This is a genomic window from Anoxybacillus sp. FSL W8-0382, assembly GCF_038003845.1.
GTDB lineage: Bacteria > Bacillota > Bacilli > Bacillales > Anoxybacillaceae > Anoxybacillus > Anoxybacillus flavithermus_G.
Map to the genome: position 1 here is coordinate 519386 of NZ_JBBOPX010000001.1, position 16126 is coordinate 535511.

Sequence of the window (16126 nt, forward strand, 5' to 3'; positions counted from 1 at the left end):
TCTCGCACATGTGGCGGGGGGCTTTTGCTAAAGAAAGGAAGAGATTGATGAAAGAAATGACAGCCGCTCAATTAAAACAAATGATCGAAGCTGGGGAGCGAATTCAGGTTATTGACGTGCGTGAAGATGAAGAAGTCGCTTTCGGAATGATTCCATCAGCGATTCATATAAAGATGGGGGACATTCCTGAACGAATGAGTGAACTAGACAAACAGAAAACATATGTGATTATTTGTCGTTCTGGCGTGCGTAGTGAACACGTTTGCCGTTATTTAGAGGCGCATGGTTATGATGTATGTAACATTGTCGATGGCATGCTCGGATGGGACGGAGAAGTTGTGTAAAGATAAAACAATAAGATCGCTTCGTGGCGATCTTATTGTTTTGCATATATGGCAGCGTGCATTCCAGCGAGTCGTCCGGTGACGAGTGCGGCAGTAATATTGTAGCCGCCCGTATAACCGTGAATGTCTAAAATTTCTCCGCAAAAATAAAGACCTTTCATTAACTTCGATGCCATTTCCTTCGGATGCACTTCTTTCACTGACACGCCACCCCCTGTGACGAACGCTTTTTCAAGCGGCAACGTGCCATGAACGGAAAAAGAAAACGTCTTGCATGTCGCGACGAATGAGCGAACTTTGTCGTACCCTAACGTACTCGCGGTCGTTTGCGGGTCGATCGCTACTTGTTCAAATAAAAATAATATATATCGCTCAGGAAGAGGGAGAAGTGCCTTTACAATATTTTTTATCGTTTTTTTCGGTTCTTCTTTTATGGCACGTACAATGCGTTGAAATAACGCTTCTTCTTTATCATCTGGCAAGGCATCGATCGTCATCATAACGGACGGTTGCTTTTTTAATTGTTTGACGACAAACTGGCTACAACGTAGTGCTGCTGGTCCTGAAACCCCAAAATGTGTAAAAATCATATCCATACGATGTGTCACGATTCGTTTCCCTTTTGCGTTTAATACGCTTAATGCCACATCGCGTAGTGATAATCCTTGTAACGTTCGCTTTTGAATAAATGGTTCGTGTGAAACAATCGGCACTTCGGTTGGAAACAGTTCTGTAATCGTATGTCCAGCTTTTTCTGCCCATGCGTAGCCGTCCCCTGTCGAACCGGTATGTGGCACAGATTTCCCTCCGGCGGCAACGACAACCGCTTTTGCTCGAATCATTTCCCCTGTTCGCAGCGTCACTCCATATACGGATCCATCTTTATATTCAATGTCTTTGACAGGAGTATGAACGCGAATGTCGACGCGCAATCGTTTTAATTCTCGAAGCAAAGCTTGTACGACAGATTGCGCACTATCGCTCACCGGAAACATACGACCGTGATCCTCTTCTTTTAACGGAACGCCAAGCCGTTCAAAAAAGCGAATAATATCTTCATTATTAAACATTGAAAATGCGCCATATAAAAAACGGCCGTTTCCCGGAATGTGTTGAATAAGTTCATCGACTGGTCGTCTATTTGTCACATTGCAACGCCCGCCGCCAGAAATAGCTAATTTTCGTCCGAGCTTATCTCCCTTATCAAGGAGGAGCACACGCTTACTTCGTTCCCCAGCGGCGATGGCTGCCATGAGTCCTGACGGTCCTCCACCGATGACTATAACATCATATGTCATCACTTTCACGTCCTTTCTGTTACGATTATAAATGATTTTATGAAAAAGAAAAAAGTGTGCTAAAATAAGTGAAGCAATGAATCCGTTAAGGAAGGGATGTTATGTCATCATCAAAGTTATTGCGTGGCACGTTTATTTTAACGGGAGGCGTGTTTTTGTCACGCATATTAGGGCTTATATACGTCTTCCCATTTTACCAACTTGTTGGCAAACAAGGAGGAGCACTTTATTCTTACGGTTACGTTCCATACACACTATTTATTAGCATCGCAACGATGGGAGTGCCGCTTGCAGTATCCAAGTTTGTCTCGAAATACAATGCACTTGGGGAATATGCGATTGGACGAAAGTTGTTTCGTTCAGGGATCATGTTAATGGCGGTCACCGGTTTTCTCGCTTGGCTTATTTTATACATGAGTGCACCACTATTAGCACCGTTTGTTGTCAATGATGACGGACACGGCAACTCGATTGCCGATGTTACTTCTGTTATTCGTGCGGTTAGTTTCGCTTTATTGCTTGTGCCGATGATGAGTTTAATTCGCGGCTTTTTTCAAGGGCATGAATCAATGGGGCCGACAGCGCTTTCGCAAGTTATCGAACAGCTTGTCCGCATCATCTTTTTGCTTGCAGGTAGCTATATCGTTTTACGTATTTTTGATGGTTCGCTTGTGACTGCCATTCAAGTTGCAACGTTTTCTGCCTTTATTGGCGCTGTCGGTGGACTAGCTGTTTTATTCATGTATTGGTTTAAGCGAAAATCATTTTTAGATGAACTATTAAAGCAAGATCGTGGCACGATCCATATGTCGTTAAAAGATATGTATAAAGAACTGATTGCCTACGCAGCACCATTTGCTTTTGTTGGTTTGGCGATGCCGTTATATCAGCTTATTGATCAATTTACATTTAACAAAGCGATGGCAAGCATCGGGCTCGGTGCGATTTCTGAGGACGCATACGGTATTTTTAACGTATGGGCGCAAAAACTCGTCATTATTCCGGTCACGTTAGCAACGTCGTTTAGCTTAACGCTTATTCCCACGATTACGAAAGCTTATGTGAAAGGGGAAAGCAAGCGGTTACGAAAATATTTAAACGACACGTTTCAAGTCGTTATGTTTATTACGTTGCCTGCAGTTATTGGCATGGCTCTTTTATCTGAATACGTATATGCTGCGTTTTATAGTTATGATCCACTCGGAACAGAAGTGTTGCGCGCATATGCGCCAACGGCTATTTTCTTTGCTTTATTTTCTGTGACGGCAGCCATTTTACAAGGTATTAACAAACAAAAATTTACTGTAATTAGTTTAACGATTGGGCTTTTGTTTAAATTGTTGTTTAACTATATACTGATCGTTTCATTTGAAACGGTAGGGGCTATTTTGGCAACGACGATTGGATATGCTTTATCGGTCGGGTTAAACTTATGGGTTATTCATCGTTATACAAATTATCGGTATCATTTTGTTGCCAAGCGTGTATTGTTTATGGGAATTTTGACGACAATGATGTGCGCAGTCGTTTGGCCGATTGTGAAGCTCCTCGATCGTTTCCTTCATTACAACGGCAGCATGATCCAATCGGTGATTATTGTTGCATGTGGTGGGGGAATCGGAGCAGCTGTTTATTTTTATTTAAGTAAACGCTCGAACTTGTTATATGCGTTATTTGGAAACAGGTTTTCATTTTTGCGAAAAAAAGAAAAGAAGGCCGTATCGTAGCCTTCTTCTTTCTATTAGAAATCACTGCTAAACGGGAATCCAAGCTGACGCTCAACGCGTTGAAGGCGTCGATTTAAATTGTTAATTTGTTGTTGTTGTCGCTCGGTAATGCGTTCAAGACGGTCGACGCGACGCTCAAGAGAGTCGCTTGGAAATCCAGGTGTTCCTGGGAATGTTGGTGTTCCTGGGAATGTTGGTGTTCCTGGGAATGTTGGTGTTCCAGGGAATCCCGGCATAAACGGAGTACCTCCGTAATAAGGCATACCAGGCATTTGCTGTTGTTGTTGGCGTTCATCCATTCGGAAAACTCCTTTCGCTTTAGTTGTTACGTAGGAAGTATATGTGACAATTGACATTCGTGTATGGACGGATGCCTAAAAACGAAAAACATTTGGAGGGATTTTAGTGCTGCGAATCGATAAACTGTTGGCAAATATGGGATACGGAACGAGAAAGGAAGTGAAAAAGCTATTAAAAGCAGGCGTCGTTAAAGTCGATGGGATGACGATAAAAGATGCGAAAACGCACGTCGATCCAAAAGCACAAGTTGTTACTGTGTGGGGAGAAGAAGTGGAGTATAAACCGTTCATTTATTTAATGATGAACAAGCCAAAAGGGGTCATTTCAGCAACAGAAGATGCGGTCGAAGAGACAGTTGTTGATTTGCTAGAAGAGGAAGATCGCATATTTGATCCATTTCCTGTCGGACGGCTTGACAAAGATACGGAAGGGTTATTGCTGTTAACGAATGATGGACAACTTGCCCATCAGCTACTGTCGCCGAAAAAACATGTGCCGAAGATATATGAAGCAATTATTGATGGGGAAGTGACTGAAGATGATGTTGTCGCATTTCAACGTGGTGTTGTGCTCGATGATGGATACGAAACAAAGCCGGCAGAGCTTGTGGTCATCCGCTCGGGTTTGCGTTCAGACGTACGAATTACAATTACAGAAGGAAAGTTTCATCAAATTAAACGAATGTTTCAAGCGGTCGGTAAACGTGTTGTTTATTTAAAGCGGATTCAAATGGGACCGATATCGCTTGATGAAACGTTAGAACCGGGAGAGTATCGTGAATTGACAGATGAAGAAATTGCTTTATTAAAAGGAGAAGGCAAAAAATAGGAACCTGAACGAATCAGGTTCCGTCTATATCCATGCTGTTAAGATGACATCTTCACCCTTTTTTTAGTTGTTGTCCATTTACCTTTGCTAGGGCTGTGAATTAAATCGTTGTATGCTAACACGTTTAAATCCCGCTGAATTGTTCGTGGTGTAATACCGAATTCTTCCACGAGCTCTTGCGTTGTCACTGTTCCTCTTTCGCTAATGAACATGTAGACGGACTTAATACGGGTTAGCATGCGATCGGTAGATGGTTTCAAATGATCACTCCCTATCGTTACATCATTCGCATGGTACAACAAAGATGAAAAACTAGATGTCTTACCATCTATTTTACACGAAAACATAAGAAAAATGCTATAACTTTGCTGAATTTTACACAATATTAATACAATTAATACCATATTTTTCTTAAGGAAAGGTGAAAGCGACGATGAATATGAACTGGATGGAAGAAGTAAAAAAGCGAGAGTCAGCGCTTTTGAAAGATTTGCAAACATTTTTGCGCATTCCAAGCGTACGAAATGAACAAACAGCAACAGAAGAAGCCCCGCTAGGAAAAGAGGTGTATGAAGCGCTTTGTTACATGCTAAAGCGTGGTGAAGAAGAAGGGTTTGTCACAAAAAACGTTGACGGACTAGCTGGTCATTTGGAAATGGGCAATGGTGAAGAGATTGTAGGCATATTATGTCATGTAGATGTTGTTCCCGCTGGAGATGGTTGGACGTTTGATCCGTTTGGGGCAACGATTGTAGATGGGAAAATTTACGCACGTGGTGCATTAGATGATAAAGGGCCGACGATTGCTGCATTTTATGCGATGAAAATTGTAAAAGAGCTAGGATTACCGCTATCTAAGCGCGTACGCATGATTATTGGGACAGATGAAGAAAGCGATTGGCAATGCGTCGAACGATATTTTCAAACTGAGCCAATGCCGACGCTCGGATTTGCGCCAGATGCCGATTTCCCGATTATTTACGCTGAAAAAGGGATTGCCGATTTTGATCTCATTCAACAGCCAATAAATAAGCAAACGGCTGATTGTGTTCTTCTGTCGTTTCAAGCTGGTCGTCGATACAATATGGTTCCAGATTTTGCAGAGGCTGTTTTGCAGTTAACGAACGGAAACGATATGAAAGATCGTTTTACTGAATTTTTACAAGTACACACACTTGAAGGTGAGGCGTATATAGATGGCGAAACGATGAAGTTATGTGTTCGCGGTGTTTCTGTGCATGGGATGGAACCAGACGACGGAGTGAATGCGGGGCTATGGCTTGCAAAATTTTTAGCAGATGAAACACTCGATCCACAAGCAAACGAATTTGTTCGTTTCGTTTCTCAATACTTTTATGGCGATACGCGCGGAAAGCAATTAGGGGTTGCGCATACAAATGAGGAATTAGGAGATTTAACGATCAATGTCGGTATTCTTTCATATACGCGTGAGCATGGTGGGAAAATAGGTATCAATTTACGTTACCCTGTGACGAGCGACATTGCCCATACGAAAGAAGTGATCGAGCGAGTCGCAAACGGTCATCACTTTATGTTAACAAACTTTTCTAACTCTTCGCCCCATTATGTAGCAAAAGATCATCCGCTCGTTCAAACGTTGCAACGCGTCTATGAAGAGCAGATGGGTGAACGATCGTCACTACTTGCCATCGGCGGTGGGACATATGCGCGTTCTTTACAAGCAGGGGTAGCGTTTGGTCCGTTATTCCCAAATCGCCCAGATGTTGCGCACCAAAAAGACGAGTATATGTTTATCGATGATTTACTTAAAGCAACAGCCATTTACGCCCAAGCGATTTATGAATTAGCAAAATGACAATTTCCAAAAATATGTTATAATGAAAAGTGCCGTCGATCGTGACGGTACTTTTCGTTATTTTATTCGATATGGGGGATTTTTTGTGTATACACGTATTTTTCGAGCATTTTATTTTTTACAGTTTTTTAGTTTTGGTTCGCTCTTTCCGTTGTTATCTGTATATTTAAAAGATGAAGTCGGTTTGTCTGGGACAGAAATTGGGATGATTATGTCCATTAGCCCGATCGTCATGATTTTTACTCAGCCTATTTGGGGGATGCTGAGTGATTATACGCGTAAGCCGGTTCAAGTATTAATGATATCTTTATTAGGAACCGCTTTATTCGGACTGATGTATTCACTCGCCCACTCTTACGTATCGTTGCTTGTTATTGCTGCTCTGCTTGCAGTTATGCAAAGTGGTATCGTGCCTCTGTCTGATAGTATTACTCTTCATTATGTACAAAAGGCAAATGAGCGATATGGATCGATTCGGCTTTGGGGGGCGCTTGGGTTTGCGTCGGCTGTTCCTGTCGCTGGACAAGTGGCTGAGTGGTTCCATCTTCGTTTTATCTTTTACATTTTCGTTGCTTTGCTCATTATTTCGAGCATGCTCGCATGGAAGTTGCCACGAGAACAGTCAAGTGCTAAGGTGAACATTCGGGAAGGAATGAAAGAGTTAGTTCGCATTCCACCGTTTCTTTTATTTTTGCTAACGACGTTTCTCGTTTTTGGTCCAATTTATGCTAACAATTTTTATTTTGGCATTTTGATTACCGATTTAGGAGGAACGCTTGCAGGCGTAGGCCTTGCATTTTTGTTAGCGGCAGGTAGTGAGGCGCCGTTTATGAAATTTGCTGACGGTGTCGTTCGGAAATTCGGGATGATGAACGTGCTATTAGTTGCAACAGCTTTATCTTGTGCTCGTTGGTTGTTTTATTTTTTTGAACCACCTTTAATAATCGTGTATGCCACGACAATTGTACAAGGGGCGTCTGTCGGTTTGTTTATCCCAGCTGCCCTTCAATATGTGCGTGACATTACCCCTGCACACGTGCGTACGACGGCTGTATCGCTTTATGCTACAGTTGGAAATGGACTTGGAAGCTGGTTTTGTACATTTGTAGGAGGGTATATTTTAGAACGTTGGACGATTGAACATGTGTATTTATTTTTTGGATTGTTGACGCTTGGAGGAATGGTTATTTTCGCCTGGCAGTCAAAAAAGGCGTTGCATAAAACATCGGAAATTTGATAAAATTTAGAAAATTAAAAGGTGGGACAATAAATGCATTACTTTTTGGCAATTCCTTTGCCGAATGAAGTAAAACAGCAGCTTCATGCCTTTATTTCCGAATGGAAAGCGCCATTTCGTTTGTTCGTTCATGAAGCAGATTATCATATTACACTTGCTTTTTTAGGGCGGGCAACGGAAACAGAACGAAAACAAATCGCAGCGCTTATGCCAGATGTGATCCAAAGACATCGAGTATTTTCATTACAATTGAGCGAAGTTTATTCGTTTGGTTCTCGTATTTTATGGTATGGCGTAAAAGAAGAGCCTTGTTTGTTTTCCCTTCGCCAAGATGTGTATGACGTTTGCCGGCAGATAGGTTTTTCTCTTGATGCTCGACCGTTCACGCCACATATTACGTTGGCGAAAAAATGGAACGGATCGTTTCCGTTCTCACTTGAAACATATCCGAGAAAGATTGAAGGAGAGGACATTCGCTTTTTCGTACACGACGTTGTGCTATACGAAACACATATGGATCAAACGCCGAAATATAAGCCGTTGATGCGTTTTCCTCTTTCATAATTCAATAACAGGGGGAGAAAAAATGGGGATTACGGTCATTCAAATCGGGGTATTGTATATGCTGTATATTTTTGGTTCGATTATTCAGCAACTGCTACACATCCCTATTCCAGGTAGTATGATAGGGATGTTGTTGCTATTTTTATTGTTAATGACCGGAATGGTGAAGGAAGAGTGGATTTCCCGTGGTGCTAACATGCTTTTGTCTCATTTAACACTTTTGTTTATTCCGGCAACTGTTGGCATCATTGATTATGTTGAACTTTTTTTAGGGAAAGGGATATGGTCTATTTTCGTTGTCATCGTGAGTACAATGATCGTCATGTTGTTTGCTGGTTTCATCGGTCAATGGGCACAAACACGTGAACAAAAGCGAATGCATGAGGTGAAAGGAGCATGATCGGCGCGATTATGCTTTTGTGGACGATTGTCGTGTATATGGCGATGCGCAAATTGTATGCTCGCTTTTATTTTCCTTTGCTTGTGCCAATCGCTACGAGCACAGTAGTCATCATCATCACGTTATCGCTCTTTCATTTGTCGTATGAACAATATATGAGCGGAGGAAAATGGCTCGTTCATTTGCTCGGTCCTGCAGTCGTCGCTTTAGCTTTGCCGCTCTACCAACATCGCCGTACGTTAAAACAGTTTTTATGGCCGTTGTTATGCAGTACATTTTTTGGCACAATGATCGGGATGGGAAGCGGCCTATTACTGGCTCGCCTTTTTCATTTACCGAAACAGGTCGTTCGTTCGATCATTCCGAAATCAGTTACATCGCCTGTAGCAATGGATATTGCGAAGTTGATTGATGGCATACCGACGCTTGCGGCAGTATATGTAATGATTGCTGGAATTTTTGGCGCGATGTTTGGTCCTAGCCTTTTTCGTATGTTTCGCATAACAACAGCATTAGGTATAGGGAGCGGGCTTGGTGCGGCTTCGCACGGGATTGGTACGGCAAAAGCGCTTGAAATCGGAAAAAAAGAGGCTGCCATTAGTTCTGTTGCGATGACGCTAAGTGCAATTTTCGCTTCTCTTCTTTGCCCGTTGTTGCTTTTGTTGTAGAATGAAAGTAACAATTGATTGCTGGAGGTTAAGGCGTGGGACAGCTCATTAAGCTTCAAGACTATATTTCGCGCTACGAGCTAGATATGTATCATTATCCGAGCGAGTTTATTCGTTTAAAAAGGAAGCAATGGGAACGAATGAAGCATGTATGGGAGACGGGTCAATTGGCGCCACAAATGGAGTCGCGTGTACATGAGTCATGGAAATGGCTTGAGGAGGGACCGTCATTTTTTGATAAGATTAAACGAATATGGAAACGGGAAAAAGTAAAAGATGTGACGGACGAAAATGAACAGTCGCAAGAAGAGGAAGACTTTATGTTTTCTATTCCGTCCGAACCAAGAACGATTGAAGAATTGAAAATATTATTTTTAGAAAAGCTGTTTCAACTGCAAATTCGTTGGGCGAGCTCGACGTTAACGGAAGAATCCGTTATTGATCCGAAATATTATTATGACGCATATTTAAAATATTTTTTGCAACGTTTTCCAGATACATACTTATGTATGTACAAGCCTGTATTTTTATTGAAAAAAGCTCCTGTCGAGCTTAATACGATTTTGATTAGTCCAACAACGACGTGGTGCGTTGCGTTTACGCAAGAACGGAAAAATAACATTATTGTTGGCTCAGCTGAACGTTTTTGGACGGAGATTGTCGATAATGTGGAGAGAAAAATCGTCAATCCGATGATTTCGCTTCATCGAACGGAAAAAGTTGTTCAAACGATTTATAAGCAATTTTCCGTCGATATGCCGATCAAAAAAGTGTTGATTAATCGAGAAGGGTATATTGATTATCGCTATGCACCGAGCGATTTTGATATCGTCGATCGCCGTCATTATGAGATATGGTTTATGTCACTCAGACAGTTGACGATGCCATTGAAACATACGCAACTGAAGGCGGCGCAATCATTGTTGACATATTGTGATACGCGCTATTACGATCCGCTCGTTATTGAAGAAATAGAAGAGGCTGACGAATGAAGCGTAGCCTCTTTTTCGATTTTTTATAATTATGGTAAGGATAAATACTTTTTTTGTTCTTCTTGCATAATAAGTAAGTAACCAGATGGTAAAAGCGGAAATGGAACGCTACATGAGACAAATGAATTCCTTTTTTTATCTTAGTCCATTTTATAACAAAAATAATTGACTTCAAAACTGGAAGTTGGTGACCGATAATGATGACAAAACAACACTCGTTTGAAGCCTATTTAGATGAGTTGACGTTAATTACTATTTTGGTACCGAACGATGTTGTTCACGAACGTGCACCAATATTTTTTTTATGCGATGAAGAACAAACAGCATACCGTTTAACAGTTCGTTCAAGTGAGAAACAGCACTCATTTACAAAATATGAGTGTCTCGTTCCTTTTATCGTTCCATTAGGGAAACGATATGTCGTTTATACAGAAGAAGGATGGCAAACACCTTTACTGGTAGGGGCGGTGATGCGAACAAAAGCGTTTGACGATTTATACGCATATGACGGAAATGATCTTGGTGCAACGTACAAACCGGAAAAAACGACGTTTAAAGTGTGGGCGCCGACGGCAACAAAGGTGTCATTAAAGCTTATTCATCCGAAGACGAAAGAAGAAAAAATTTATGCCATGGTGCGCGAACAAAAAGGAATATGGACATATACCGTTTATGAAAATATAGAATATTTTTTGTATACGTATAAGACATATATCAATTTTGTTTGGCGGGAAGCGGTGGATCCTTATGCAAAAACCGTTTCAGTTAACGGCACATACGGTGTTGTTGTTGACCTTTCGAAGACAAACATACAAAAACCAACGATGCCTCCGTTTATTTCTATGACGGATGCGATCATTTATGAAATGCATGTTCGTGATTTTACGATCCATCCTAAAAGTGGCGTGGAACATAAAGGGAAATATCTCGGTTTAACGGAGCGGGACACATTAGGACCAAACGGAACGGTGACAGGTCTTTCGTACGTGAAACAGCACGGTGTGACACATGTTCAACTTATGCCTGTGCAAGATTTCGAAGGGGTGGATGAGCTCGAGCCATTTGAATACAACTGGGGATATAACACGGTGCACTACAATGCTCCAGAAGGAAGTTATGCAACGGATCCAACCGATCCATATGCGCGTATCATCGAACTAAAACAGGCGATTCGTGCGTTTCAACAAGAAGGCATTCGCGTCATTTTAGATGTCGTCTATAATCACGTATATATTCGAGAAACATCATCGTTTGAACAGCTTGTACCGGGTTATTATTTCCGATACGAATCAAACGGTTATCCATCGAATGGAACAGGAGTTGGGAATGATTTAGCATCTGAGCGGAAAATGGTACGAAAATTTATCGTTGATTCGGTGACATATTGGCTAAGTGAATACGGCGTCGATGGATTTCGTTTCGATTTAATGGGCATTTTAGATATCGACACGATGAATGACGTCCGCCGAGCTATCGATGCAATCGATCCGACAGTTCTTGTTCTTGGAGAGGGATGGGAGTTAGCTACCCCATTGCCTCAAGAAAAAAAGACAACGATTGCAAACGCAAGACACACACCGCGCATCGCTTATTTTAATGATCATTTTCGCGACTATGTTAAAGGTAGCACATTCCAAGTGCACGATCGAGGATTTGCGTTAGGTGATTGTTCATATAAGGAAGCGGTAATGGAAGTTATTCGAGGAAGCATTCATCTATTTTTTTCGCCAAGGCAAAGTGTCAATTATGTTGAATGTCACGATAACCATACATTATGGGATAAAATGATGATTGCCAATTCGCATGAGAGCGAATATATTCGTCGGAAGCGCCAAAAGCTAGCGACCGCGATCGTTTTATTATCCCAAGGTATTCCATTTTTGCATAGCGGTCAAGAGTTTTATCGAACGAAACAAGGAATTGAAAACAGCTATAACGCTCCTGATGAAGTGAATCGAATCGATTGGGAGCGGAAAAGTGAATGGGAAGAAGATATTCGAGAGATAACGGCTCTTATTGCGCTTCGTAAAAAACATGCTGCGTTTCGTTTTTTTACTGCCGATCAAGTTCGGCGTCATATCAAGTTTTATGATACCCATCCATCTGTGATCGCCTATCAGCTTGTTGATGTGGGTGTGTATGGTCCATGGGAACAAATTATTGTCGTGCATCATAATGAGGAGAAAAAAACGACATTACCTCTTTCTGAAGGAAAATGGAAAGTCGTTTTCAGCTCAAATCGGGAAGAAGTAGAGAAAAAGTGCGAATGCTTTATTGAAATTAATGGAATCGGGACGTGGGTATTAATTGAATGTTGACGGGGAAACGATGGGAAAGATAAAATCTAGTAAGATGACAATTGCAATTTTTATTTTGACTAAGTCGAAAGGTGAGCTCACTTGGAACAGTTACTAGGTAAGGAGTGGGAAATTTCCCCGGCAGGTGGTGCGACAGGGGATGCATATATCGCGGAGTACGATGGGAAGAAGTTGTTTTTAAAGCGTAACTCTTCTCCGTTTTTGGCTGTTTTATCAGCGGAAGGAATCGTCCCAAAATTAGTATGGACGAAACGAATGGAAAATGGAGACGTAATTACCGCCCAACAATTTTTACAAGCGCGTGAATTAAAGCCGAGTGATATGACTAGCAAACAAGTTGCTCAATTGCTTCGGAAAATTCATCGCTCGAAAGAATTGTTGGGAATGATGGAGCGCCTTGGTAAAAAACCTTTAGTACCTCATCGTTTGCTAGAGGAAGTAAAGCAAAATGAATACGTTGAATTAAAGGCGCATCCGACCGTTCGGGACGCATTGGCATTTTTAGAGCGACACGTAGATGATGTGTATTGTATGGATTATGTCGTTTGTCATTGCGATATGAATCATAATAACTGGCTTTTAACAGAAGATGATCAATTGTATTTAATTGACTGGGATAGCGCAATGATTGCCGATCCGGCGATTGATATCGGAATGTTGTTATATGCTTACATTCCAAGAGAGCAGTGGTCGAGTTGGCTAGAAGAATATGGTGAGAAGTTCGATGAGCAATTGCAGCTACGTATGAAATGGTATACGATTGCTCAAACGGTTACGTTGCTTGCATGGCATAAAGGAAGGAATAATGAAAAGGAAATGCAACGACTGTTGCATTTCCTTGAACATGTGCTACGTTAATTGATCCATCCAATTCGCAAGTTGCTGTTCGTGTTGATCGATGTGTAAAGAAAGATCGGTTGCATTTTTGCCGTTTTGACTATACGTGTAAATATGGGACAATGTTTGTTTCAGTTCAGAATGGACGGCATCGTTCGTCATTAACGATTTGGCGAGCCGTTCAATTTGTTCACATTCTGCAACGGTTCCTGAACGATCAAGGTGATGTTCCGATAAAATATCTTTTAACACAGTTAATTGATGTTCATGATTAATGGCCATGTTCATCCCCCTATTCGCTTTATAATATGGCCGTTTTTATCTTTTTATATACAAAGAAACGGAGGATGAGACGTGCGTTTACGAAATAAGCCTTGGGCGAAAGAAAAAATTGCATCATATCCGCAATACATTATTCCACAACCAGAGCAATATAAAGGACGTTGGCATGAATTGTTTTCAAACGATCATCCGATTCATATTGAAATTGGGACAGGGAAAGGCCGTTTTATTACCGAAATGGCAAAAATGAATCCTCACATTAACTATATTGGAATTGAGTTATATGAGAGCGTCATTGTATGCGCCCTCGACAAATTGATCGAGAACAATTTGCCAAATTTGCGTTTATTAAATGTCAATGCAAAAGACTTAACGAATATTTTTGCTAAAGGAGAAGTAGAGCGCATTTACTTAAACTTCTCTGATCCATGGCCAAAAAAGCGACACGAAAAGCGCCGCTTAACTTATCGTGCATTTTTAGAGCTATATGAAAACATTTTAGTGGATGAAGGGGAAATTCACTTCAAAACGGATAATCGCGGGCTGTTTGAATATTCCCTTGTTAGTTTTTCGCAATACGGTTTAGTTCTTCAGTATGTTAGTATCGATCTTCATCGAAGCGGCTTCGAAGGAAATGTGATGACAGAATATGAACAAAAGTTTTCGGAAAAAGGAAACCCGATTTATCGTTGTGAAGCAAAATATCGAAAACCTATGTCGTAAATCTGGCATAGGTTTTTCTCTTTTCTGAATATTTTTGTAATGTTAAAATGGAGAGTGAAAGAGGACAAGGGGGAAAAGAGATGGAGAAATTAACGATCGGTCAAGCAACGATGACGTGGCTGAATGGGGGAATTACACATTTAGACGGGGGAGCGATGTTTGGGGTTGTACCAAAGCCTCTTTGGACGAAAAAATACCCATGCAACGAACATAACCAAATTCCGCTTCGTACCGACCCGATTTTATATTGTTGAATCCGTTAAACGTCAATAAACCCAAGCGGCTTTGCTTGGGTTTTACAATTTTCGTGCTTCAATAATCGTCCCTGTTTTTGCATCAATGAGACATTCATAAGCATCGGTTGGACGAGTGACTCCTCCTCGATAGACAGTATAGCGCAACCCGTTTTTTTCAATCATTTCAACGGTTGTTTGAATCCACGATCCTGTAACGTCACCCGTTTGTTGAAAAGCTTCTTTCGCTTTTTGAAGCGCTTGTTCAGATGAAATCAAACGTCTATGTTGCCATTGGTCAAATATGTATGCTGCTGTTGCACCGACAACGATACCGGTAAGAAATGTTTTCATGCGCATATGCATTCCTCCACTTTTTCTTTTAGTATACCGAATTGTTCGAGTGGAAACTACATGTAAAATTCGCTACAATGACAAATAGCGAGAAAAGAAAGGGGATATAGCGATGGATTTGCAGTTATTTCGAACGTTAACGGAATTGCCGGGAGCACCGGGAAATGAACATGCGGTGCGCGCCTTCATGCGTGAACAGTTACAAAAATATGCCGATGAAATTGTGCAAGATCGGCTTGGGAGCATTTTTGGAGTGAAGCGCGGAACGGAAGATGGTCCAGTTGTGATGGTTGCAGGGCATATGGATGAAGTGGGTTTTATGGTCACCGCCATTACAGAACAAGGAATGATTCGCTTTCAACCGCTTGGAGGTTGGTGGGGTCAAGTACTGCTCGCTCAACGTGTACAAATCATAACAGATCAAGGTCCGATTGTTGGAGTCATCGGTTCGATCCCGCCTCATTTGCTTGATGAAGAGCAACGAAAAAAGCCGATGGATATGAAAAATATGCTTATTGATGTTGGAGCAGATGATCGTACCGATGCAGAGCGCATGGGCATCCGTCCGGGGCAACAAATTGTACCGATTTGTCCGTTTACACCGATGGCAAACGAGAAAAAAATTATGGCGAAAGCATGGGATAATCGTTACGGTTGTGGCTTGGCGATCGAGTTGTTAAAGGAATTAAAAGATGAAACGTTGCCGAACGTATTATATTCTGGAGCAACGGTTCAAGAAGAAGTCGGATTGCGCGGTGCACAAACGGCAGCAACGATGATTAAACCAGATATTTTCTTTGCGCTAGATGCAAGCCCAGCGAACGACATGACAGGAGACGAAAAAGAGTTCGGGCATCTTGGGAAAGGGGCGCTCGTGCGCATTTATGATCGTACAATGATTACTCATCGCGGCATGCGCGAATTTATTTTAGATACAGCGGAAACAAACAATATTCCATACCAATATTTCATTTCACCAGGTGGGGGAACAGATGCGGGGAGAGTGCATATCGCGAATAGCGGCATTCCTTCAGCTGTCATTGGCATTTGTGCACGCTATATTCATACACATGCTTCTATCATTCATGTGGATGACTATGAAGCGGCGAAACAGTTATTAATCGCCCTTGTAAAACAATGTGACCGTGCGACAGTCGATGCGATTCGTCATAACGGTTAAGGTG

General features: G+C 41.6%; 18 protein-coding genes and 1 pseudogene. 14 read left to right on the top strand and 5 right to left on the bottom strand.

Annotation, left to right across the window (positions count from 1 at the left end):
- Window positions 1-47: 47 nt before the first annotated feature.
- Complete coding sequence (locus NSS60_RS02815; RefSeq protein ID WP_004888971.1) at window positions 48-344, top strand: rhodanese-like domain-containing protein; 297 nt, start codon at window positions 48-50, stop codon at window positions 342-344.
- A gap of 32 nt (window positions 345-376) precedes the next feature.
- On the opposite strand, the gene NSS60_RS02820 is transcribed toward NSS60_RS02815, so the two are convergent.
- Window positions 377-1642: an NAD(P)/FAD-dependent oxidoreductase gene (locus NSS60_RS02820; protein ID WP_004888972.1), complete on the bottom strand. Its 1266-nt coding sequence runs from the start codon at window positions 1640-1642 to the stop codon at window positions 377-379.
- Between the two features lie 101 nt (window positions 1643-1743).
- Here NSS60_RS02820 and NSS60_RS02825 point away from each other — a divergent pair, with 101 nt between their 5' ends.
- Window positions 1744-3369 carry a putative polysaccharide biosynthesis protein gene (locus tag NSS60_RS02825; protein ID WP_004888973.1) on the top strand — a complete coding sequence of 542 codons (1626 nt, stop codon included), beginning with the start codon at window positions 1744-1746 and terminating at the stop codon, window positions 3367-3369.
- Window positions 3370-3383: 14 nt separating this feature from the next.
- Here the strand turns inward: NSS60_RS02825 and NSS60_RS02830 are convergent, their stop codons facing one another.
- Window positions 3384-3668, bottom strand: a complete 285-nt coding sequence (locus NSS60_RS02830) for a hypothetical protein (RefSeq protein ID WP_004888974.1) — start codon at window positions 3666-3668, stop codon at window positions 3384-3386.
- Window positions 3669-3774: 106 nt separating this feature from the next.
- Between NSS60_RS02830 and NSS60_RS02835 the strand changes: the two genes are divergently transcribed.
- Window positions 3775-4497, top strand: a complete 723-nt coding sequence (locus NSS60_RS02835) for a pseudouridine synthase (protein WP_004888975.1) — start codon at window positions 3775-3777, stop codon at window positions 4495-4497.
- A 38-nt stretch (window positions 4498-4535) separates the two neighbouring features.
- Here NSS60_RS02835 and NSS60_RS02840 read toward each other — a convergent pair whose 3' ends face one another.
- Window positions 4536-4757, bottom strand: a complete 222-nt coding sequence (locus NSS60_RS02840) for a DeoR family transcriptional regulator (RefSeq protein ID WP_004888976.1) — start codon at window positions 4755-4757, stop codon at window positions 4536-4538.
- Window positions 4758-4930: 173 nt separating this feature from the next.
- Between NSS60_RS02840 and pepV the strand changes: the two genes are divergently transcribed.
- The 8 genes from pepV to NSS60_RS02880 all read left to right on the top strand — a co-directional run bounded on the left by pepV (window position 4931) and on the right by NSS60_RS02880 (window position 13371).
- The gene (pepV, locus tag NSS60_RS02845) at window positions 4931-6334 is read left to right on the top strand and encodes a dipeptidase PepV (RefSeq protein ID WP_004888977.1); all 1404 of its coding nucleotides are present in this window, start codon (window positions 4931-4933) and stop codon (window positions 6332-6334) included.
- Between the two features lie 85 nt (window positions 6335-6419).
- Entirely contained in the window at window positions 6420-7571 is a 1152-nt protein-coding gene (locus NSS60_RS02850; protein ID WP_035018442.1) for an MFS transporter, read from the top strand.
- Window positions 7572-7604: 33 nt separating this feature from the next.
- Window positions 7605-8135, top strand: a complete 531-nt coding sequence (gene thpR / locus NSS60_RS02855) for an RNA 2',3'-cyclic phosphodiesterase (protein ID WP_004888979.1) — start codon at window positions 7605-7607, stop codon at window positions 8133-8135.
- 22 nt (window positions 8136-8157) lie between these two features.
- Window positions 8158-8535, top strand: coding sequence for a CidA/LrgA family protein (locus NSS60_RS02860; protein WP_004888980.1), 378 nt, complete (start codon window positions 8158-8160; stop codon window positions 8533-8535).
- Window positions 8532-9203, top strand: coding sequence for an LrgB family protein (locus tag NSS60_RS02865; RefSeq protein WP_004888981.1), 672 nt, complete (start codon window positions 8532-8534; stop codon window positions 9201-9203). Before NSS60_RS02860 ends, NSS60_RS02865 begins: the two co-directional genes overlap by 4 nt.
- A 35-nt stretch (window positions 9204-9238) precedes the next feature.
- Window positions 9239-10195, top strand: coding sequence for a hypothetical protein (locus NSS60_RS02870; protein WP_004888982.1), 957 nt, complete (start codon window positions 9239-9241; stop codon window positions 10193-10195).
- Window positions 10196-10392: 197 nt separating this feature from the next.
- Window positions 10393-12513, top strand: a complete 2121-nt coding sequence (gene pulA / locus NSS60_RS02875; protein ID WP_004888983.1) for a type I pullulanase — start codon at window positions 10393-10395, stop codon at window positions 12511-12513.
- 81 nt (window positions 12514-12594) lie between these two features.
- The gene (locus NSS60_RS02880; RefSeq protein WP_004888984.1) at window positions 12595-13371 is read left to right on the top strand and encodes a phosphotransferase family protein; all 777 of its coding nucleotides are present in this window, start codon (window positions 12595-12597) and stop codon (window positions 13369-13371) included.
- On the opposite strand, the gene NSS60_RS02885 is transcribed toward NSS60_RS02880, so the two are convergent.
- Window positions 13363-13632 carry a YtzH-like family protein gene (locus NSS60_RS02885; RefSeq protein ID WP_004888985.1) on the bottom strand — a complete coding sequence of 90 codons (270 nt, stop codon included), beginning with the start codon at window positions 13630-13632 and terminating at the stop codon, window positions 13363-13365. The two genes, NSS60_RS02880 and NSS60_RS02885, sit on opposite strands and share 9 nt — an antisense overlap.
- A 72-nt stretch (window positions 13633-13704) precedes the next feature.
- Here NSS60_RS02885 and trmB point away from each other — a divergent pair, with 72 nt between their 5' ends.
- A complete protein-coding gene (gene trmB / locus NSS60_RS02890; RefSeq protein WP_004888986.1) occupies window positions 13705-14355 on the top strand; it encodes a tRNA (guanosine(46)-N7)-methyltransferase TrmB in 651 nt (216 codons plus the stop codon).
- 80 nt (window positions 14356-14435) lie between these two features.
- A pseudogene (locus NSS60_RS02895) lies at window positions 14436-14600 on the top strand (MBL fold metallo-hydrolase); the annotation flags it as partial.
- 51 nt (window positions 14601-14651) lie between these two features.
- Here the strand turns inward: NSS60_RS02895 and NSS60_RS02900 are convergent.
- Window positions 14652-14948: a PepSY domain-containing protein gene (locus NSS60_RS02900; RefSeq protein ID WP_035018443.1), complete on the bottom strand. Its 297-nt coding sequence runs from the start codon at window positions 14946-14948 to the stop codon at window positions 14652-14654.
- 106 nt (window positions 14949-15054) lie between these two features.
- Here NSS60_RS02900 and NSS60_RS02905 point away from each other — a divergent pair, with 106 nt between their 5' ends.
- Window positions 15055-16122, top strand: coding sequence for a M42 family metallopeptidase (locus NSS60_RS02905; RefSeq protein ID WP_004888988.1), 1068 nt, complete (start codon window positions 15055-15057; stop codon window positions 16120-16122).
- Window positions 16123-16126: the final 4 nt, after the last annotated feature.

Coding starts and splice junctions, on each gene's coding strand:
- NSS60_RS02820 (WP_004888972.1), bottom strand. CDS start 1,642: ATGACATATGATGTTATAGTCATCGGTGGAGGACCGTCAGGACTCATG.
- pulA (WP_004888983.1), top strand. CDS start 10,393: ATGATGACAAAACAACACTCGTTTGAAGCCTATTTAGATGAGTTGACG.
- NSS60_RS02830 (WP_004888974.1), bottom strand. CDS start 3,668: ATGGATGAACGCCAACAACAACAGCAAATGCCTGGTATGCCTTATTAC.
- NSS60_RS02885 (WP_004888985.1), bottom strand. CDS start 13,632: ATGGCCATTAATCATGAACATCAATTAACTGTGTTAAAAGATATTTTA.
- NSS60_RS02825 (WP_004888973.1), top strand. CDS start 1,744: ATGTCATCATCAAAGTTATTGCGTGGCACGTTTATTTTAACGGGAGGC.
- NSS60_RS02905 (WP_004888988.1), top strand. CDS start 15,055: ATGGATTTGCAGTTATTTCGAACGTTAACGGAATTGCCGGGAGCACCG.
- NSS60_RS02900 (WP_035018443.1), bottom strand. CDS start 14,948: ATGCGCATGAAAACATTTCTTACCGGTATCGTTGTCGGTGCAACAGCA.
- NSS60_RS02815 (WP_004888971.1), top strand. CDS start 48: ATGAAAGAAATGACAGCCGCTCAATTAAAACAAATGATCGAAGCTGGG.
- thpR (WP_004888979.1), top strand. CDS start 7,605: ATGCATTACTTTTTGGCAATTCCTTTGCCGAATGAAGTAAAACAGCAG.
- NSS60_RS02865 (WP_004888981.1), top strand. CDS start 8,532: ATGATCGGCGCGATTATGCTTTTGTGGACGATTGTCGTGTATATGGCG.
- pepV (WP_004888977.1), top strand. CDS start 4,931: ATGAATATGAACTGGATGGAAGAAGTAAAAAAGCGAGAGTCAGCGCTT.
- NSS60_RS02860 (WP_004888980.1), top strand. CDS start 8,158: ATGGGGATTACGGTCATTCAAATCGGGGTATTGTATATGCTGTATATT.